Below are 19341 nucleotides of genomic sequence, written 5' to 3'. Positions count from 1 at the left end.
CGCGGTGCATACCGGCATTCCTTCCGCGATCGCCCTGCGCACGCGAAGCGCGCACCCAGAAATCGGGGTACAAACCGTGTCCTCCCAAGGGGGGACAAAAATGACCCCTGTTCTGGGGCCCGGGTGAACGATCGTTCTCGCTTGTCGGCACTTTGGGGGACAGCTAACGTCGTCACCAGAGCGAGTCCAGCCCGCCCGAGCAGCAGCGCATGCGCTCCGAGGCCCGGCGACCGTTCTCGGCACCGGTCAGCCGCGACCCCCTCCAACCACTGGGTCGATGACAACCTCCCCACCGGACACGACGCCCGAATGTCCCCGGTGGGCTTCAGCGTGCCCCGAGCACGCAGGAACGGATCCACCCCATGCACAAGATCGTCACCGGTGCCATCGCCGGCGCAGCAGGCGTCGCACTCCTCCTCGGCGGTGCGGGCACGTTCGCCCTCTGGAACGCCAGCGCCTCGAGCGCCGCGTCCGCCGTGAGCGCCGGCACCCTGACGCTGAGCGCCAACAACGACGGTGCCTGGACCGACATCACGAACGGTCGTTCCACCGCGATCGACCCGACGAAGGCCCTGATGGTGCCGGGCAACACGTTCCAGTTCACGCAGACGCTGAACATCGGCGCGACCGGCCAGGACCTCAAGGCGAACCTGACCTACGCCAACCAGAGCATCACCGGCGACGCCGCGCTGCTCGCCGCGACGACGAAGACGCTTGCCGTCACGTCGACGAGCGCCTCGGTCGTGCAGTCCTCGTCGAACACGAACACCTTCGTGGTCTCGCCGTCCTCGTCCACGTCGACCGTCAAGGTCGTCTTCACGGTGACGCTCCCCTCGTCGGCGACCACCGGTCAGGGGGGCTCGATCAACCTCAGCGCGCTGGCCTTCACGCTGACCCAGACCGCGATCGGTTCCTGATCCCCCGATCGCACCCCACCGACCACGACGACCAGGAGCACGCACATGACCGCCACACCGCGGACGACGGGACGCCACCGCGCAGCCCGACGGTACCGCTGGGTGTGGCCGGTCGCGATCGCCCTGGTCGTCGCGGTCGGAACGGCGCTCCTCGGCGCCGGCGGCACGTACGCCCTCTGGAACGGGACCGCCAGCACGGGAGCCACCACGGTGCGCTCCGCCACGGCGACCATCACCGTCGGCAGCACCACGGCGATGAACACCGCGGTCCTCGGGCCGGGCACGAGTACCACCGGCACCTTCACGGTGCGGAACACCGGTTCGATCCCCCTGTCCATGCGCGTCACGACGACGGCCTCCAAGTCGTCCGTCGCGGCGGCGACCGGTGAGCTGACGCTCCACCTCGCGATGGTGTCCTCGGCCGCGAAGTGCGTGCCCGGGCTCACCGGCACGAGCGCGCGGCTCGCCACCTTCGACACCGGCACCGGGTCCTTCACCCTGCCGGCCGGGGTCAGCGGCATCGCCTGCCTCGAGATGGCGCTCGACGCCGACGCCCCGCAGAGCGTCGCCGGCGCCACCACCGACTTCACCCTCACCGTCACGGGAACGCAGGTCTCCGCATGAACCGCCGCCTCCGGCTCCTCGTCGCCGTGCTCCTCACCGCCGTGTTCGTCGGTGGCACCTCGAGCGCCGCGTGGGCACTGTGGAGCGCGTCGGGCACCACCGCGGCGAGCACCACGGTCGGCACGGTCGCGGCGTCCATCAGCGGCACGAGCGCCCTCACCACGGCGTTCTCGTCGAGCGTCACCTCGACGACGAAGCCGATCACCCTGACCGACTCGGGCACTCTCGCCGGCACCGCCACCACCACGGTCTCCGTCGTGTCCGGCAGCTCGACCGCGCTCGCCAAGGCCGTCACCGTCGTCGCCTGGCCGGTCGCCTCGACCGCGGGCTGCACCACGAGCACGGCCGTCGGCACCGGGTCCGTCACCGGCACCTGGGCGTCGCTGCCGAGCATGAGCGCGAAGCTGGCCGCCGGCGCCTCCGCCGTCTGGTGCACCCGCAGCACCCTGCAGTCATCGGCCCCGGCCGGCTCGACCGCCAAGGTGAACGTCAACCTCACCGTCACGAGCGGCACCTGGACCTCGGGCGTCGTCGCCGGCGGCTTCACCCTGACCACCCCGGCGGCGACCGTCGACACCACGCCCTCGCTGGTCTGCACGGACCACGGCGGTTGGTACGTCGAGATCCGGTGGGACGCCGCGAACCGGCCGATGGACACCTGGTACGGCGCGTTCGTCGGCTCGACCCCGGTCGGGCAGAAGGCGCAGGACTACTCCGCGTTCATCACGATCGCGCCGCCGGACGTCCCCGCGAGCGCCGGCACCGCTGGCACGCTGACCGTCACCGTCAAGGTGCTCGACAGCGCCGGCAACCCCACGAGCACCGTCGCGGGCACCGGCAAGGTCACGCTCTTCACGCAGGACAACGGGGCGGCGATCCGATGCGGCGCATGAGCACCCCCACCCCGCGCTCCGGCTGGCGCGCCGTCGTCCACGCCGTCGTGCTCGGTCTCAGCACCGGACTCCTGCTGCTCGTCGCTGCCCTGGCGGTCGTGCTGATCGTCGTGCCGAAGGCCACCGGCTCGATGCCACTCACCGTCCTGACGCAGTCGATGGAGCCGACCCTGCCGCCGGGGACGCTGCTCGTGGTCCGTCCGACCCCGATCGACAACATCCGGGTCGGCGACGTCGTGACCTACCAGATCGTGTCCGGCCAGCCCGCGGTCGTCAGCCACCGCGTGGTCTCGGTGTCGTCGTCGTCGAACGGCGAGCGGACCTTCGTGCTCAAGGGCGACAACAACGCCGAGGCCGATCCGGCACCGGTCACCGCCGTGCAGATCCGTGGCGTGGTCTGGTACTCCGTGCCGGAGATCGGCATCGTCAACCAGGTCGTCAACGGGTCGCGGAGCTGGCTCATCCCCGCGGTCGCCGGCGTGCTCCTGACGTACGGGGCGGTGATGATGACCGCGGGCTTTGTGAGTGCCGCGCGTCGTCGCCGCGCCGGCACGAGCCGCGCCGACACCAGCCACGGACGCCGCAGCGCAGCGCACCACGTCGAGCGGATCACCAGCGAGAACAGGACCGAGACGACGGCCACCACCCGGTCTAGGCTCGGTGGACGTGACGGACGGAGTGCAGCGGGCGCGGGAGCTCCTCGACGCAGCGGCACGACGGCTCCGCGACGCGGACGTCCCGGACGAAGCACTCGGCGAGTACGTGCAGCCGAAGGCGGTCCTCGGGATCCGTCGTGACCCGACGATGCGACCCCTCGGCCGGGTGTGGCGGGTCGGAGCACTCCTGATCGGGTCGTCCCCCGAGACCGCCGGCCGTGTCTGGGCCACCGGGTCGATCACCCGCGTCACCGAACCCGGTCGGTCGCAGTACCAGTCGGTCTCCGCCGAGGTCCGCCGCGCCTACCGAGCCGCCGCCGCGAAGGGGCACTTCGGTGCCGGTGACACGGTGAACCACGGAGCCGTCCCGATCGCCGTCGACGACTCCCTGGTCGGCGCCGAGGGCGTGCTCGTCGTCATCGACGACGTGCCGTCGGTCCGGTGGTCCCCGACCGCCGGCGCCGCGGTCCCCCTCGCCGACTACCTGGACGACCGTGTCGGGCTGCTCGTCGATCCCCCTCGGGGCGCAACCGACTGACGCGGCCAGCGGCCACGGAATCGCACGGTGCTGGGTTCGTCATGCCGTGCGGGATCGCCCGACCCGTGCGAACTTGCCCACCCCGTGCCCCACCACGACCCCGCACCGAACCACCTCCGCCGCCCCGACCCACGAACCCCACACCGTGCGGCTCCGGGTGAGCCCGAAGGACGCGACCACGGAACCGCACCGTGCCGGGTTCGTCATTCGTGCCGGTTCCTCGAGCATGCGCACGGTGCAGCGGCGGCAACTCCGTGCGCGTTCCCGCTCCCGGTGCGAACTCGTGCCCAGAGCCACACAACCGCACCGTGCCGGATCTCCTGACTCGTGCGAACTTGCCCGCCCCGTGCCCCGCCACGACCGCGCACCGAACCACCTCCGCCGCCCCCACTGACGAACCCAGCACCGTGCGGCCCGCCACCCGGAACCCCGCACCGTGCGGCCCGCCCTGCATCCCGCACCGTGCGGCCCGCCACCCGACGTCCCGCACCGTGCGTCCGCGGCACCCGAACCCGGCACCCGAACCGGCCACCCGCACCCCGCAGCCCGTCCGCCGGACGCGATCCGGGCCTCCAGTCCGACCGGACCGACCACGCGCCTGTCACGACGTCACCCGGTCCCGATAGTGTCGGAACGTGAGCAACGAGGCATTCGACGACCGCTACGAGCTGCGCGAGTTCGCGCCCGGGACGGACGACAAGGGGGCACCGAACGCCGAGACGGCAGCGTGGATGCAGGCCGTCGGGATGGGCTTCCACGAAGCCGACCCCGACGCCGAGGGCGCAGCCCGCATGGCGTCGCACTTCATCGCCGACGAAGAGACGTTCCTCGGGGTCTACGTGCGCGAGCCGCTCCCGGGGTCCGTCGACGAGACGTGGCCGGCCGGCACCTTCACGTGGTTCCGCAAGGCGCTGAGCTGGGGCGACGGGTCCTCCGTCGACACCCAGGCGATCTCCGCGGTCACCGTCCGCCCGACCGAGCGTCGCCGCGGCATCCTGCGCCGGATGATGACGCACGCGCTCGAGCGCGGGGTCGCTGAGGGCTACGCCGTCGCGTCGCTGACCGCGTCCGAGGGCACCATCTACCGCCGCTTCGGCTTCGGCTGCGCCATCCGCGAGCGTGCCGTGCACGTCCGCCGCGAGCGCGCGCTCCCCCTGCTCGCCCCGACCTCCGGCACGGTGTCGGTCGTCACGCCGCAGTGGCTGGCCGACGGCCCGGGCAAGGCGGTCTTCGACCGGTTCCACGTCCGCACCCCCGGCTCGATGGTCCGCAACACCGGAACCTGGCCGATCGCGTTCGGCCTGCTCGGCCACGACGGGCAGAAGGCGAAGGACGTCCGCGCGGCGGTGCACCGTCCCGACGGCTCCGACGAGATCGACGGCTACGTCACCTGGCGCGTCAAGGAGGACCGCGGCTCCGACACCGCGCTCGAGATCGTCGACCTGGTCTACGCGGACGACCAGGCCTACACCGCCCTGTGGGAGTTCCTGCTCTCGGTCGACCTCAACGACGTCGTGAAGTACAACCGCTCCCGCCTCGACGACCCCATCGTCGCGGCGCTCGGCGACAACCGTGCGTATGACGTCGACCACGAAGAGGACCACGTCTGGCTGCGCGTGCTCGACGTGCCGACGGTGCTGGCCTCGCGGCCGTTCGCCGTCGACGGGTCGCTGACACTCGGGGTCACCGACGCGCTCGGCTTCACCACCGGTACGTACCGCCTCGACGTCCAGGAGGCCCGTGGCACCGTCACGCGCATCGCCGACGACGTCGACGTGGCCGGGTCTGACGTCCAGCTCGACGTCGCAGAGCTCGGTGCGCTGCTGATCGGCTCGGTCTCCCCCGTCACGTTGGCCGCCGCGGGGCTCGTCCGCGCTGCGGACCCGGCGTCGGTGGAGCTGCTCCGCGCGATGCTGCTGCCGCCGCGGACGCCGCACGGCATCACGTACTTCTGATGGACGTCGCCCGCGTGGTGGGGCGCGCGGTCTGTTGGTCGGTGCGAGGTCGGTCGGTACGAGGTCGGTCACACGGTGCGAGGTTGTTCCGCCGCACGGGGTGAACAACCTCGCACCGGGCGCCTCCCCTCGCGCGATCGCCGCCCCGGGCGCGCAGCAGCGAGTAGTCTCCCCGCCATGACGGACGACACGGTGGTCGACTGGCTCGTCGCCTCCGACCCGGCACTGCGCTGGCAGGTCGAGCGGGACCTCGTCGACGCCCCCGCCGCGACGTGGCAGGCCACCCGTGCCCGAGTCGCGACCGAGGGGTTCGGCGCAGCGCTCCTCGCTCACCAGGACCCGGACGGACAGTGGGCTGGCGGCTCGTACTTCCCCGCCGACTTCGACCCCGACGGTCCCGAGGCCCAGGCCGCCGGACAGCCCTACACGGCGACGACCTGGTCGCTCAACACGCTGCGCGACTGGGGGCTCGACGCCGCTGTGCTCGGGGACACCGCCGTGCGCCTCGCCGAGAACAGTCGGTGGGACTACGACGACCTGCCGTACTGGGGCGGTGAAGTGGACTGCTGCATCAACGCCTTCACGCTCGCCAACGGCACCTGGCTCGGTGCTGACGTGGATGACATCGCCGAGTGGATCCTCGAGCACCAGCTCGCCGACGGTGGCTGGAACTGCGAGTGGGTCGAAGGGTCCACCGTGTCGTCGTTCCACTCGACCCTCAACGTGCTCGACGGGCTGCTGCAGCACGAGCAGCTGTCCGAGGGATCGCACCCGCGCGCCACGGAGCTCCGCGCCGCCCGACACCGCGGAGCCGAGTACCTGCTCGAACGGCGGCTGCTGTACCGGAAGTCCGACGGCGAGCTCGTCGGCTCCTGGGTGCACCGTTTCGCGTACCCGTCGCGATGGATCTACACCGCGCTTCGGGCGACCGATCACCTGCGGGCGGCCGGGTTGCAGGACGGGACCCCGCCGGACCCACGTGCTGCCGAAGCGATCGAGCTCGTCCGGGCGGCTCGCAACGCCGACGGCACCTGGACCCAAGGTGAACGTGCACCAGGGCGGCAGTGGTTCGAGGTCGACGTCCCGGCGGGCGAACGCTCGAAGTGGCTCACCCTGATGGGGACGCGGGTCCTGCGGTGGTGGGACGGCGCGGCAACGGCCGGCTGACCTCGCACGGTGCGAGGGGCGAGCGCTCTGGTGCGAGGTTCCCGATTCCGTGGCAGGCGGATGCGCTCGCACGGAGTACGGAACCTCGCACCACAACAGCGGCGGGGGCACCTGACCTCGCACGGTGCGAGGCTCGGCACGAGCGGAGCGCGCCGCGGCCCTACGCCCGGCGCCGCACCCGCGGGTCGACGAACGCGTAGACCACGTCGACGATCACGTTCGCGGTGACGATCAGCAGCGCCGAGAACAGCGTGAAGCCGACGACCACCTGCAGATCGAGCGTGTGCACCGCGTCGATGAGCAGCGCGCCGAGGCCCTGCATCGAGAACACCTTCTCGGTGATGACCGCACCACCGAGCAGCGACCCGAGGTCGAGCCCGAACAGCGTCACGACGGGCAGGATCGCCGTCCGGAGCCCGTGCCGCACGACGACCTGTCGCTCGCGCAGCCCCTTGGCCCGGGCGGTCCGCACGAAGTCCTGTGACATCGACTCGAGCATCTCGCCACGGGTCAACCGGGCGTAGATCGCCGCGCTGATGAAGGCCAGCACGCACCACGGCAGGATCAGGTGGGTGAACCAGCCGACCGGGTCGTCGCTGAAGGCCACGTACCCGCTCGTCGGCAGGATCCCCAGCACGAACCCGAACAGCAGGATGCCGAGCAGCCCGACCAGGTACGCCGGGGACGAGACACCGGCGACCGCGACCGTCATCACGGCCCGGTCGACGAAGGTGCCGCGGCGCAGCGCCGAGACGGTGCCGCCGAACACCCCGGCGACGAGCCACAGCACGGCGGCGCCCACGGCGATCGAGGCCGTGACGGGCAGACGCGCCAGGATCAGCTCGGTGACGCTCTCGTGCAGCTGGAACGAGTACCCGAAGCACGGCGCCGCGCACTCGATGACGCTGTTGCCGCTGCCGAAGGTGCGGCCGGTGAAGATGCCGGCCAGGTAGGCGCCGAACTGCGCGAGCCAGGGCTTGTCGGTGCCGAGGAACGCCTGGACCTCTCGCAGCCGGTCCGGCGTGCAGGGCTTGTCGCAGATCGCCCGGGCCGGGTTGGTCGGCAGGAGCATGAAGAGCGCGTACGTGATGGCCGCGACGACGAGCAGCACGACGGCGGCCCCGAGCACGCGGATCGCCAGGAAGCGCAGGGTGGCGGCGTTCACGCGGTGCCCCCTCGCGGGTCGAGGGCGTCGCGCAGGGCGTCACCGAGCACGTTGAAGGCGAGGGTGATGAGGAACAGTGCGGCTCCGGGGAACACGAGGTACATGGGATCGGTCTGCACCCAGCCGATGGCGTCGCCGATGCTGCGACCCCACGACGGCGTCGGCGGGTTGACGCCGACGGCCAGGAACGAGAGCGCGGCCTCGGCACCGATCATCGACGGGATCGAGATGGTCGCGTAGACGGTGATCGTCGCGGCGAGGTTCGGCAACAGCTGCGTGCGGATGACGTGCCACCGGCCGGCGCCCATCGCGGTGGAGGCGACGACGTAGTTGCGGCTGACGAGCGACAGCGTCTGTCCCCGCACGACACGGGCCACGGCCGGCCAGCCGAAGAACCCGATGACGAGCACGACGAGCACGGGCTTCGGGAACGACGACGGCACGATCGCGGTGAGGGCGATCATGAACACGAGCGACGGGAACCCGAAGATCACGTCGACGACCCGCGAGAGCACCCGGTCGTACCAGCCGCCGAAGAACCCGGTCGTGACGCCGACGAGCACGCCGATGACGATCGACACCAGGGTCGCGGCGAGTCCGATGCCGAGCGAGGTCCGCGCACCGTACGTGACGATCGAGAACAGGTCGCGCCCGGTCAGGGGCTCGACGCCGAACCAGTGCTCGCCGCTGATGCCGCCACCCGGACCGCGCGGCGCACCGAACGAGTTGAGCGCGTCGATGTCGTACGAGTACGGGTCCTGCCCGGACGCCTTCGCGATGAGCGGGGCCGCCACGGCGACCACCAGGAACACCGCGATGACGACGGCTGAAGCCACCGCCCAGCGGTCCTGCCGGACGCGTCGCACCACGGCCCGGAAGCCGGTCGTGCGGCCGGACGGTGCGACCGGTCGGTCGACGACGTTGGCCGTCACGAGGCCACTCCTTCCCACGCGCGCCACGCCTCGCGGCGAGCGGCCTGTCGCACGGGATCGGCGACGGGCGCTGCGGCGAGGAGCATGCGCGTGTAGTCCTGTTGCGGGTCGTCGAGCACGGCATCGGTGCTCCCCCGTTCGACGACCCGGCCGTCGCGCAGCACGATCACCTGGTCGGCGAGCTGGCGGACGACGGCGAGGTCGTGGCTGATGAGCAGCATGCCGAAGCCGAACTCCCGCTGCAGCCCGGCGAGCAGGTCGAGCACGGCGGCCTGCACCGTCACGTCGAGTGCCGAGGTCGGTTCGTCGGCGATGACGAGTGCCGGCCGCAGTGCGAGCGCACGCGCGACGGCGACGCGCTGCCGCTGGCCGCCCGACAGCTGGTGCGGGAACCGCTCGGCCCACGTCGGGTCGAGCTGCACGGCGGTCAGCAGTTCACGGACCCGCTCGGCCCGGTCGGCGGCGGAGTCGGTGCCGTGCACGAGCAGCGGTTCCGCGATGCTCCAGCCGATGGTCTGCCGCGGGTTGAGCGACGACGCCGGGTCCTGGAACACGATGCCGACCCGACTGCGCAACTCGCGCAGTCGTCGTCCGCGAGCGGTGCGCAGGTCGCTGCCGTCCACCTCGACCGAGCCGGCGACGACGGGCACCAGGCCCGCGAGCGCGCGCCCGATCGTGGACTTGCCGGAACCGGATTCGCCCACCAGGCCGACGGTCTCGCCGGCGTGCAGGTCGAGGTCGATGCCGGACACGGTCGGTCCGCCTCGGCGCGAGTACCGCACGGCGACGTCGCGCAGGCGCGCCACCAGCGGCCGGGAGGCGCGACTCGCGTCCGCCTCGTCGGTCACCGCAGCGGTCTTCGCGCTGGGCGACACCTCACGCGCACCAGGAGCCGTGAGCTGTCGCTGGGCGCGTGAGCCGGGCTCGTCGGCCCGAGCGTCCGCGTCCGCAGCCGGCGCTGCGGAGCTGCCACGCGCCTCCAGGCTAGGGACGGCCGCGAGGAGTTCGCGCGTGTAGTCGGCGGTCGGGTGGGCGAAGACCTCGGCGACGGTCCCGTGCTCGACCGGGTCGCCGCGGCGCAGCACCAGCAGGTCGTCCGCGACGTCCGCGACCACGCCCATGTCGTGGGTGATGAGCAGCACGGCGAGGGAGCGCTCGCGGCCGAGCCGCCGCAGCAGGTCGAGGATGCCGGCCTGCACGGTGACGTCGAGCGCGGTCGTGGGCTCGTCGGCGAAGAGTGCGACCGGGTCGCCGGCCAGGGCCATCGCGATCATCGCGCGCTGGAGCTGACCGCCGGACAGTTCGTGCGGGTAGGCCTTCCGGATGCGCTCCGGGTCGGTGAGCCCGGCGTCACGGAGCAGTTCGTCGACGCGTGCCCGGACGCCGGCACGGTCGAGCCCGGTCGGGTGCGCCCGGACGGCCTCGGCGATCTGCGTGCCGATCGACAGGACGGGGGTGAACGAGTTCATCGGCTCCTGGAACACCACGCCGATGCCCGCACCCCGGACGGCGCGGACCGTCTCGACGGGGGCACCGATGAGTTCCTCGCCACGGAACCGGGCGCTGCCCGACACCGAGGCCTGCGTCGGCAGGAGCCCGAGCACGCTCATGGCGCTGACGGACTTGCCCGAGCCGGACTCCCCCACCAGGGCGAGGACCCGGCCGGGCGTCAGGTCGAAGGAGACGTCACGGACGACGGGCTCCGCGTCGCCGAACGCGACGCGGAGCCCCTCGACCTGCAGGATCGGTTCGGTCACTGCTTGAGCGAGACCTTGAGGTAGTTCGGGTACGCGGGGAAGTCCGCGATCTGGAAGTTCTGCACGTTCGAACCGGCGAGGAAGGACTGCTTCGCGTAGATCAGCGGCACGACGGGGGCGTCGGCCATGATCTTCTGGTCCGCCTGGGCCCAGAGCTTCTGCGCGTCGTCCTGGTCGACCGTGGAGCTGGCCTTCGCGATGAGGGCGTCGACCTCGGGGTTGCTGTACTTCGAGACGTTGTAGCCGCCGCCACCGATCTGCGACGAGTCGTAGAGGGGCTGCAGGTTGGCGTTCGCGCTCGGGAAGTCCGGCTGCCAGCTCGACAGCGACAGGTCGAAGTCGGTGCCGTTGGTGGTCGCCTGCGTGAAGGAGTCGTAGTCGAGCGGCTTGAGCGTCACGGCGATGCCGGCACGCTTCAGGCCTGACTGCAACGCCTGCGCCTGCGCGAGGTACGTCGGGTCGTTCTGGGTGACCAGGGTCAGCTTCAGGTTGCTGACGCCGGCCTCCTTGAGCAGCTCCTTCGCCTTGTCGACGTCGCCGGTGGCCTTCGTCTTGTACAGGTCGTAGTCCTGGCGGCCGGCGATGCCCGGGGTGATGAGCGTCGAGGCGTACGAACCGGCGATCGCGCCGCCGGCGGCGATCCGGAAGGACTTGCGGTCGACCGCGTACTGCAGCGCCTGTCGGACCTTGAGGTCCTTGAGCTCACCGCGCTGCGTGTTGATCGCCATGTAGCTGATCGGGCCGGCCTTCGAGGTGGCGAGGCGGTCCTGGGCGGCCGGGTTGCTGCGGACCTGGTTGAGCTCGGCGGCACCCAGGTAGATGGCGCCGAACGAGTTCTTGGCGTCGCCGTTGTCCGCGATCAGCGTCTGCGTCGCCGTGGACTGGTCCTGGCTCTCCTTGAAGACGATCTTCGACGGGCCGGCGGTGCGGACCTCGTCGGTCTTCGCGCTCCAGTTCTTGTTGCGGACGAGCGTGACCTGCGAGCCCTGCGTGTTCGACTGCACCTGGTACGGACCTGACGCGACCGGCTTCAGGTCGTAAGCGCCGGTGTCCTTGCCGTCGCCCTCGGGCACCGGGGTGAACGCGGGCATCGACGCGAGCCACGGCCAGTCGCCGTACGCGTCGTTCAGCTTGAAGACGATGGTCTTGTCGTTCGGGGTCTCGATGCTGTCGAGCGACTTGCCGTCGAACGGGCCCTTGTAGGAGTCACCACCGACCAGGAGCGACTTGTGGTAGCTCAGGCCACCGCTCAGGGTCGGCGCGAACGAGCGCTCGATGCCCCACTTGATGTCCTTCGTGGTGATCGGCGTGCCGTCCTGGAACTCGACGCCGTCCTTCAGCGTGTAGGTCCAGGTCTTGCCGTCGTCGCTCGAGACGCCGGTGTTGGTCGCCAGGTCGGGGACGACCTTCGCCGTCTTGCCCGGCTCGACGTCCCACGTGGTGAGCCGTCGGGCGACGAGGCCCATCGACGTGATGCCGAGGCTCTGGCTGGTCGCGGGGTCGAGGTGGAACGAGGTCTGCGGCGTCAGGATGTTGAGCGTGCCGCCCTTGGCCGTGCCCTCGGCGCCGTCGTCGGACGAACCCCCACCCGAGCAGCCGGTCAGGACCAGGGCTGCTGCTGCGGCGACGGCCGCGGTGATCGTCAGGCGGTTGGGGCGTCTCATGACGGTGCTGCTCCTCGGGGAAGGGGGGTCGCGATCGCGGTGGCGGTCGCTGCGACGGCGGAACGGTTCACCCGCCGGGCGGCGTCCATCCTGACACCGCGACGGTGGCCCGTCCGAATCTCGCGTGCGTCGGACGACGCACGACGAAACATTGCAAGCGCCGGACGCCGTCCCGCTATTCCCGATGCGTTCGCACCGCAGTGCGTCAGCGGTCGAAGAGCCCACCGAGGAAGTCGTTGCCGAGGTTCGACGCCTGCTCGCCGAGCCCGGACGCCTGCTCTCCGAACCCCGCGGCCTGCTCACCGAACCCGCCGAGGAGCTGCTCGCCCTCGCCGAGGAGTCCCTCGACGCCACCGCCGAGGTCACCGAGCCCGAGGTCGCCCATGCCCGAGGCGATGCCCTCGAAGTCGACGCCGAGGTCGGCCGCCCCTGCCAGGACCGGACCGGCGGCAGCGCTGAGCACCGCTCCCCCGGCCACCGCGGCGGCTAGGCCACCGAACGCCATCGCGCCGGCGCCGACCGCTGCACCACCGGCGAAGGCCCCGCCGCGGCCGCGGCCGTTGCCGTTGCCGTTGCCCGAGCGGCCGGAACCGCCGAGGACCCGTCGGACCAGACCCGGACGCGACATCTCCCCGCGCGTCATCGCACGGGCCATGCCGCCCGCCGAGTCGTCACGCAGGTGCTCGTGGGGCGGGAGCTCGGAGTTCAGGCGGTCACGGACCTGCTGGCGCTGCGCGGGGGTGAGCCGCGCGAAGGCGTCGTGGTGGACCTGCTCGAGCTGCTCCGGCGACGAGGTGCGGAGCAGGTAGTCGTACTTCGCCAGGGCGACCTTGTCGGCGTCGGCCCCGTGCTGCGGCGTGCCGGCGTGCTGCTGCGGCTGCTGGCCGTACTGCTGTGGCTGGCCGTACTGCTGCGGCTGGCCGTACTGCTGCGACGGCTGCTGGCCGTACTGCTGCTGCGGCTGCTGCTGCTGGTTCCGGTCGTCGCCGGTCAGCTTGTCCGCGGCGCTGCGCACGATGCCGCGCCAGTCGGTTCCGCCCTGCTGCGATCCGGCGCCGGGCGCGGTTCCCCCCTGCCCACGCTTCTGGAGCTGCTTGTCGATGACCTTGGAGGCCATGCCGATGATGCGGTTGAGGTTCGCCATGCCCCGACCTTTGCGTCCTCACATGTGAACGCCCGGCGCTGCTCCGGTGCGACACCCGGACAACGCATCCCGATCCGCTGGGAACCGGCGCGGCTCAGGACAGGATGCGCGCGAGGAACGCGTTCCGGAACCGCCCCGTGGGGTCGAGGTCACGGGCGAGTGCGGCGAAGTCGGACAGCCGCGGGTACGCCTCGTGCAGCCGCTCGGCACTGGCCGCGGAGACCTTGCCCCAGTGCGGCCGCGGGTCGAAGGGCTCGAGCACGTCCTCGATCCGGGCAACCGCCGCGGCCACGGCGGCGGCGTCCCGGCGGAACGTGAAGTGCAGGCCGACCGACTGTCGTCCGGACGACGGCGCGAGCCAGGCGGTGTCGGCCGCGATGGTGCGGACCTCGGCGGCGATGAGGATCGGGGCGAACAGCGACGCCAGCGGTCGGAGCGCCTCGAGTGCCGCCACCGCCGAGGCAGCGGGGATCAGGTACTCCGCCTGGATCTCGGCCCCGGTCGACGGGGTGAACGAGGACCGGAAGTGCGGCAGTCGCTCCGACCACGGCCCCGGCACGCCGCCCTGCTCGGTGACCCCGGCAGGGTCGTTCTCACCCGGGTGCACCGGACCCGAGGCCGCACGGGCTCCGAGGGCCACGAGGTCGACGGTCGGTGCGGCCTCGTCGACGCGGTGCTTGACCCAGACCTGCCGGGCACCGCGGTCGTCGAACGAGGTGAACATCGACACCGAGTAGGCGTCGGACATCACCTGGTCGAACTGCGCGGCGACGGCGTCCCACGGCAGGTCGAGGTGCACCGTCGTGGCGACCTGGAACGTCGGCACGATCGCGAGCTCCACAGCGGTGACGACGCCGAGCGCGCCGATCCCGACCCGGTGGGCGTCGAGGAGCCCGTCCGGCGACGAGGCGTCGACGTGTTCGAGGCCCCCGGAGGCGCGGACGACGTCGAGGCCGACCACCGCCTGCGCGAGCGACGGGTTCCGCACACCGGAGCCGTGCGTGCCCGTGGCGACGGCCCCGGCCGTGGAGATGTGCGGCAGGGACGCGAGGTTCCCGAGTGCCCAGCCACGGGCCTCCAGACCGGCCGCGACCTGGCTGTGCGTCATGCCGGCCGCGACCCGCACGACGCGACGCGACGTGTCGATGTCGAGCACGGGCGGCAGGTCCGACAACGCGACCTGGACGGCATCGGTGTCGGCGATGGTGTTGAACGAGTGTCGCGAGCCGAGCGCCGTCAGGCGCGGCGTCGAGGCGACGAGCTGCTGGAGCTCGTCCACCGACGTCGGCCGGGCCAGCGCCGAGGCGCGGTAGGTGACGTTGCCCGCCCAGTTGGTGCGGGTGCGCTCGGCCGCGATCACGTCGTCCATCGTGGGTCCTGACTCCTCTAGAAGCCGCGGTCGAGACGGTGCCACGTCTGCTGGAGACGCAGCTCGTCGCGGAACCCGCGTGCGGTGGTGTGTTCGTCGATGACCAGGAACTCGGTGCCGACCATGGTCGCGAAGTCCTCGACGACCTGCAGGCCGACCGCCGTCGTCATCACGGTGTGGTGGGCGGCGCCGGCGGTGAGCCAGGCCTCGGCGGCGACGGGGAACGACGGCCGGGGCTCCCAGACCGCGCGGCCCACGGGCAGCTTCGGCAGGGCCTCGGTCGGGGGCACGACGTCGACGACGTTCGCGGTGAGGCGGAAGCCGTCGCGGGTGTCGGACAGCGCGACGACGACGGCCTCGCCGGAGTCGGCGGTGAAGACCAGGCGGACCGGGTCGTCCTTGCCGCCGATGCCGAGCGGGTGGATCTCGAGCGTCGGCTTCGTGGTGGTGAGCGTCGGCGAGACCTCGAGCATGTGTGCCCCGAGGATCTTCTCGGCGCCCGGTGTGAGGTCGTAGGTGTAGTCCTCCATCAGGGAGGCACCACCGGGCAGGCCGGCGCCGGCGACGTTCATCGCGCGGACCAGGACCGCCGTCTTCCAGTCACCCTCGGCACCGAAGCCGTAGCCGTCGGCCATCAGGCGCTGCACGGCCAGGCCCGGCAGCTGCTTGAGTGAGCCGAGGTCCTCGAAGTTCGTGGTGAACGCGGCGCTGCCGTTCTGCGCGAGCAGGGTGCGGAGGCCGATCTCGATGGCGGCACCGTCGCGGAGCGCGGCGTGCCGTTCGCCGCCGGCGCTGCGGAGTGACGGGTCCACGTCGTAGTCGCGCTCGTACGTCGCCACGAGCGCGTCGACCGCTGCCGTGTCCGCTGCGGCGGCGTCCACCGCTGCCGCGAGCTCGTTGACGGCCCACGTGTTGACCTGCACGCCGAGCTCGATCTCGGCCTCGGTCTTGTCGCCCTCGGTGACGGCGACGTAGCGCATGTTGTCGCCGAAGCGGGTCAGCTTCAGCTCACGGACGGCCGCGGCGCCGGCGGCGGCACGGGTCCAGTTCGCGACGCGCTGCTGGACGCGGGGGTCCGAGACGTGGCCGACGGCCGTGGCGTGCCGGACGCCGAGGCGGGCCAGGGCGTAGCCGAACTCACGGTCGCCGTGCGCGGCCTGGTTGAGGTTCATGAAGTCGAAGTCGATGTCCGCCCAGGGCAGCGTGACGTTCGCCTGCGTGTGCAGGTGCAGCAGCGGCTTGGTCAGCGCCTGCAGGCCGCCGATCCACATCTTGGCCGGGCTGAACGTGTGCATCCACGTGGTGACACCGATGACCTTGTCGTCGGCGCTCGCCTCGATGAGCGCCCGGCGGATGCCGTCGGCGTCCTTGAGCACGGGCTTCCAGACCAGCTTCACCGGCAGGTGTCCGGCGAGCTCTGCGTGGACGGCCTTGCTCTGCTCCTCGACCTGGCGCAGGGTCTCCTCGCCGTACAGCCCCTGGGAGCCGGTGAGGAACCAGACCTCGTAGCTGTCGAGCGTGGCCTGGGGGGCGACGGTGGTGTCCTGCGTCATCGCATGGCTCCTTCGGGGTTCTGTCCGTAGACGTTCTGGTAGCGATCGAAGAGTCGATCGATGTCTGCTTCGGGGATCGGGACGACCTCGCCGCCCTGCTTCGCGATGTGGACGGTCCGTGCCACGTCCTCGCACATCACGGCCGCCTTGACGGCGTCCTTCGCGTCCTTGCCGATCGTGAAGACACCGTGGTTCTGCATCAGGACCGCGCGGCTGCGGTGGCCGCTCAGGGTTTCGACGATCCCGTGACCGATCGAGTCGTCGCCGATGATCGCGAACGGGCCGACCGGGATGGGGCCGCCGAACTCGTCCGCCATCGCCGTGATGACGCACGGGATCGCCTCGGCGCGGGCGGCCCAGGCGGTCGCGTACGTCGAGTGGGTGTGCACGACACCGCCGACCTCGGGCATGTTCCGGTACACGTAGGCGTGCGCGGCGGTGTCGCTGGACGGGCCGTGCTCGTTGCCCCAGCCCTCGGCCGGCACGCCGTCGAGGGTGCAGACGACCTGGTTCTCGGGCGTCAGGTCGTCGCTCGACACCCCGCTCGGCTTGATGACGAACAGGTCCGTGCCGGGTACGCGCTCGGAGACGTTGCCGCCGGTCCAGATCACGAGGCCGTAGCGGACGAGTTCGCCGTGCAGGCGCGCGACGCGCTCCCGCGTCGTCGCCACCGCCTGGCGTGTGGTCTCGTCGATCGCGTCCGTCATCGGGTCACTTCCTCTGTCTGGAGGCGCGGGTCGGCGCCGTCGGTCTGCTCGGTCGGTCCTGTGGTCGCGCTGGGGCGGGTCGCCGCCGCGGCGACGTCCTGCACGGGCAGTGCGGCCCGGTAGCGGTCCAGGTACGTCTGGAACCCGGCGACATCTGCCGGCTCGGGTTCGGCCACGTGCACGGCGTCCCCGCCGAACACGGTGTCGGACAGGTAGTCGGCGAGCTGCTGGTCGGTGTGCTCGAGGTAGGCGGCCAGGACGGCGATCCCCCACGCGCCGCCCTCGCCCGCGGTCTCCTCGAGCGCGATCGGCACGCGCAACGTCGCCGCGAGGAGCCGCTGCGGGCTGCCCGGCGTGCGGAAGAGCCCGCCGTGCGCGGTCATCCGGTCCACCTGCACCTGTTCGCCGTGCAGGACGTCCATGCCGATGGCCAGGGTCGCGAAGGCGCCGTGCACCTCGGAGCGCACCAGGTTGCCGAGCGTGAAGCGTGCGCCGGGGGTGCGGAGCAGCAGGGGCCGGCCGTCCTCGACGTGGGTGACGGGTTCGCCGGCCAGGTAGTTGAACGAGAGCAGACCGCCGGCGTCCGGGTCGGTGTCGTCGGCGACGGCCTCGGCGAGCAGCGTGGCGTAGACGTCGTCGATGCCGATCGGCGTCGCGCCGGTCCGCTCGCTCGAGGCCTCGGCGAAGCGCCCGAACACCCGGGCCCAGCTCGCGATCTCGCTCGCGCCGTTGTTGCAGTGCACCATCGCCACGGCGTCCCCGGCCGGGGTGGTGACGACGTCGAGTTCCTCGTGCGCGGTGGTCAGCGGCTGCTCGAGCACGACCATCGCGAAGATGCTCGTGCCGACGCTGACGTTGCCGGTGCGCGGGGCGACGGCGTTCGTCGCGACCATGCCGGTGCCGGCGTCGCCCTCGGGCGGGCAGAGCAGTGCGCCGGGTTCGAGCGTGCCGGTCGGGTCGAGCCAGATCGCGCCCTCGGGGGTCAGCTCACCGGCTTCGGCACCGGCGACGAGGACCTCGGGCAGCAGGGACCGCAGGTCCGGCACGCCGATCAGGTCCTGCGCGGTGGCGAGCATGGCGTGGTCGAAGTCCTTCGCGCCCGGGTCGCCGGGGCCGCTGTCGACGGGGCCGCCCTCGATCGGGAACATGCCGCTCGCGTCACCGACGCCCAGCACGTTCCGGCCGGTCAGACGACGGTGGACGTAGCCGGCCAGGGTCGTGACGCCGGCGATCTCGGCCACGTGCGGCTCGTCGTCGAGGACCGCCTGGTACAGGTGCGCGATCGACCAGCGCAGCGGGATGTTGAACCCGAGGGCCTCGCTGAGCCGTTCGGCCGCGGGCCCCGTCGAGGTGTTGCGCCAGGTGCGGAACGGCACGAGCAGCTCACCCGCGGCGTCGAACGCCAGGTAGCCGTGCATCATCGCGCTCACGCCGACCGCGCGGTAGGTGCTCGGGGCGACGCCGTACTGCGCCTCGACGTCGGCCACCAGGGCGGCGTACGCGGCACGGAGTCCGGTCTCGACTGCCTCGAGCGAGTAGGTCCAGCGGCCGTCGACGTACTCGTTCTCCCACTCGTGGGAACCGGCCGCGATGGGCACGAGGTCCTCGTCCACCAGGCAGGCCTTGATGCGGGTGGAGCCGAGCTCGATCCCGAGTGTGGTGCGGCCGTCCACGATCCGCTGTCGGCGGTCGTCACCCATGTGTTCCTCCAGAACCTCGTCGTCCTCAGTGAGCGCTCACATCCTGGCACGTGAGCGCTCACTCGTGCAACGCCGCGGCGCGCCGCCGGTGCGCCCGTCCCGCCAGCGGTCGAGACACCCCGCTCAGTTCCCCCGACCGGTCACGAACCGTCGTCCGGCGCACACGCAGCCGACGGTTCCTGACCACTCGAGGTCCCAAGCGCGACGGGTCGTGACCGCGCGACGCACGAGGTCGACCACGACGTGCGACCACCGCAACACCGCTCCCGCGCAAGTCCCGACCACCAGCCACCCTGCACCCGCGCACGTCCCGACCACTCACTGCCCCGCACCCGCGCATGTCCCGACCACTCACTGCCCCGCACCCGCGCATGTCCCGACCACTCACTGCCCCGCACCCGCGCACGTCCCGACCACCGACCACCCCGCACCCGCGCAAGTCCTGACCACCGATCACCCCACACCCGCGAGCGCCGATCCTCCGAACCGCGACACCCCGGACCCGTGACACCCCGAACGGCGGCGCTCGGGACGGTCACGACACCCCGCTGCCTCCCCACCGCGCGGTCACGAACTGTCGGCTGGAGGCGCGCCGAGCGA

Annotated in this window: 16 protein-coding genes; 7 read left to right on the top strand and 9 right to left on the bottom strand. The window is 71.7% G+C overall.

Annotation, left to right across the window (positions count from 1 at the left end; translation table 11 throughout):
• The first annotated feature begins 362 nt into the window (after positions 1-362).
• From DEJ04_RS11990 to DEJ04_RS11960, 7 genes are all read left to right on the top strand, one after another.
• Positions 363-917 (top strand): alternate-type signal peptide domain-containing protein, encoded by a 555-nt coding sequence (locus DEJ04_RS11990; RefSeq protein WP_111022073.1) that lies wholly within the window; start codon positions 363-365, stop codon positions 915-917.
• Positions 918-962: 45 nt separating this feature from the next.
• Complete coding sequence (locus tag DEJ04_RS11985; protein ID WP_111047202.1) at positions 963-1541, top strand: TasA family protein; 579 nt, start codon at positions 963-965, stop codon at positions 1539-1541.
• Entirely contained in the window at positions 1538-2434 is an 897-nt protein-coding gene (locus DEJ04_RS11980; RefSeq protein WP_110865287.1) for a hypothetical protein, read from the top strand. Before DEJ04_RS11985 ends, DEJ04_RS11980 begins: the two co-directional genes overlap by 4 nt.
• Positions 2431-3231, top strand: a complete 801-nt coding sequence (locus DEJ04_RS11975; RefSeq protein ID WP_258371369.1) for a signal peptidase I — start codon at positions 2431-2433, stop codon at positions 3229-3231. The genes DEJ04_RS11980 and DEJ04_RS11975 overlap by 4 nt, the downstream gene beginning before the upstream one ends.
• Positions 3197-3628: a hypothetical protein gene (locus DEJ04_RS18440; protein WP_111047200.1), complete on the top strand. Its 432-nt coding sequence runs from the start codon at positions 3197-3199 to the stop codon at positions 3626-3628. Before DEJ04_RS11975 ends, DEJ04_RS18440 begins: the two co-directional genes overlap by 35 nt.
• A gap of 635 nt (positions 3629-4263) precedes the next feature.
• A complete protein-coding gene (locus tag DEJ04_RS11965; RefSeq protein WP_111047199.1) occupies positions 4264-5583 on the top strand; it encodes a GNAT family N-acetyltransferase in 1320 nt (439 codons plus the stop codon).
• A 177-nt stretch (positions 5584-5760) separates the two neighbouring features.
• Positions 5761-6750 carry a squalene cyclase gene (locus tag DEJ04_RS11960; protein WP_111029931.1) on the top strand — a complete coding sequence of 330 codons (990 nt, stop codon included), beginning with the start codon at positions 5761-5763 and terminating at the stop codon, positions 6748-6750.
• Positions 6751-6910: 160 nt separating this feature from the next.
• On the opposite strand, the gene DEJ04_RS11955 is transcribed toward DEJ04_RS11960, so the two are convergent.
• The 9 genes from DEJ04_RS11955 to DEJ04_RS11915 form a co-directional block, all read right to left on the bottom strand.
• Positions 6911-7915 (bottom strand): ABC transporter permease, encoded by a 1005-nt coding sequence (locus DEJ04_RS11955; protein ID WP_111047198.1) that lies wholly within the window; start codon positions 7913-7915, stop codon positions 6911-6913.
• A complete protein-coding gene (locus DEJ04_RS11950) occupies positions 7912-8847 on the bottom strand; it encodes an ABC transporter permease (RefSeq protein WP_017888404.1) in 936 nt (311 codons plus the stop codon). Before DEJ04_RS11950 ends, DEJ04_RS11955 begins: the two co-directional genes overlap by 4 nt.
• Complete coding sequence (locus DEJ04_RS11945; RefSeq protein ID WP_111047197.1) at positions 8844-10604, bottom strand: ABC transporter ATP-binding protein; 1761 nt, start codon at positions 10602-10604, stop codon at positions 8844-8846. Before DEJ04_RS11945 ends, DEJ04_RS11950 begins: the two co-directional genes overlap by 4 nt.
• Positions 10601-12268 (bottom strand): ABC transporter substrate-binding protein, encoded by a 1668-nt coding sequence (locus DEJ04_RS11940; RefSeq protein WP_110865217.1) that lies wholly within the window; start codon positions 12266-12268, stop codon positions 10601-10603. Before DEJ04_RS11940 ends, DEJ04_RS11945 begins: the two co-directional genes overlap by 4 nt.
• A gap of 205 nt (positions 12269-12473) precedes the next feature.
• Positions 12474-13412, bottom strand: coding sequence for a cation-transporting ATPase (locus DEJ04_RS11935; protein WP_258371368.1), 939 nt, complete (start codon positions 13410-13412; stop codon positions 12474-12476).
• A 94-nt stretch (positions 13413-13506) separates the two neighbouring features.
• Entirely contained in the window at positions 13507-14781 is a 1275-nt protein-coding gene (locus DEJ04_RS11930) for a D-arabinono-1,4-lactone oxidase (protein ID WP_111047196.1), read from the bottom strand.
• A gap of 17 nt (positions 14782-14798) precedes the next feature.
• The gene (gene araA / locus DEJ04_RS11925; RefSeq protein ID WP_111029926.1) at positions 14799-16334 is read right to left on the bottom strand and encodes an L-arabinose isomerase; all 1536 of its coding nucleotides are present in this window, start codon (positions 16332-16334) and stop codon (positions 14799-14801) included.
• Positions 16331-17041, bottom strand: coding sequence for an L-ribulose-5-phosphate 4-epimerase (locus DEJ04_RS11920; RefSeq protein WP_111047195.1), 711 nt, complete (start codon positions 17039-17041; stop codon positions 16331-16333). Before DEJ04_RS11920 ends, araA begins: the two co-directional genes overlap by 4 nt.
• Positions 17038-18741, bottom strand: a complete 1704-nt coding sequence (locus DEJ04_RS11915) for a xylulokinase (protein ID WP_111047194.1) — start codon at positions 18739-18741, stop codon at positions 17038-17040. Before DEJ04_RS11915 ends, DEJ04_RS11920 begins: the two co-directional genes overlap by 4 nt.
• Positions 18742-19341 lie beyond the last annotated feature (600 nt).

Source organism: Curtobacterium sp. MCLR17_044 (assembly GCF_003234435.1).
Lineage (GTDB): Bacteria > Actinomycetota > Actinomycetes > Actinomycetales > Microbacteriaceae > Curtobacterium > Curtobacterium flaccumfaciens.
The sequence above is the reverse complement of the archived record's forward strand: the minus strand, read 5'-3'. Positions and strand labels throughout refer to the sequence as shown.

Bases quoted from the DNA above. Each gene is read 5' to 3' on its own strand.
- DEJ04_RS11930 (WP_111047196.1), bottom strand. From the start codon at position 14,781: ATGGACGACGTGATCGCGGCCGAGCGCACCCGCACCAACTGGGCGGGC.
- araA (WP_111029926.1), bottom strand. From the start codon at position 16,334: ATGACGCAGGACACCACCGTCGCCCCCCAGGCCACGCTCGACAGCTAC.
- DEJ04_RS11975 (WP_258371369.1), top strand. From the start codon at position 2,431: ATGAGCACCCCCACCCCGCGCTCCGGCTGGCGCGCCGTCGTCCACGCC.
- DEJ04_RS11985 (WP_111047202.1), top strand. From the start codon at position 963: ATGACCGCCACACCGCGGACGACGGGACGCCACCGCGCAGCCCGACGG.
- DEJ04_RS11940 (WP_110865217.1), bottom strand. From the start codon at position 12,268: ATGAGACGCCCCAACCGCCTGACGATCACCGCGGCCGTCGCCGCAGCA.
- DEJ04_RS11935 (WP_258371368.1), bottom strand. From the start codon at position 13,412: ATGGCGAACCTCAACCGCATCATCGGCATGGCCTCCAAGGTCATCGAC.
- DEJ04_RS11990 (WP_111022073.1), top strand. From the start codon at position 363: ATGCACAAGATCGTCACCGGTGCCATCGCCGGCGCAGCAGGCGTCGCA.
- DEJ04_RS11915 (WP_111047194.1), bottom strand. From the start codon at position 18,741: ATGGGTGACGACCGCCGACAGCGGATCGTGGACGGCCGCACCACACTC.
- DEJ04_RS11920 (WP_111047195.1), bottom strand. From the start codon at position 17,041: ATGACGGACGCGATCGACGAGACCACACGCCAGGCGGTGGCGACGACG.
- DEJ04_RS11980 (WP_110865287.1), top strand. From the start codon at position 1,538: ATGAACCGCCGCCTCCGGCTCCTCGTCGCCGTGCTCCTCACCGCCGTG.
- DEJ04_RS11960 (WP_111029931.1), top strand. From the start codon at position 5,761: ATGACGGACGACACGGTGGTCGACTGGCTCGTCGCCTCCGACCCGGCA.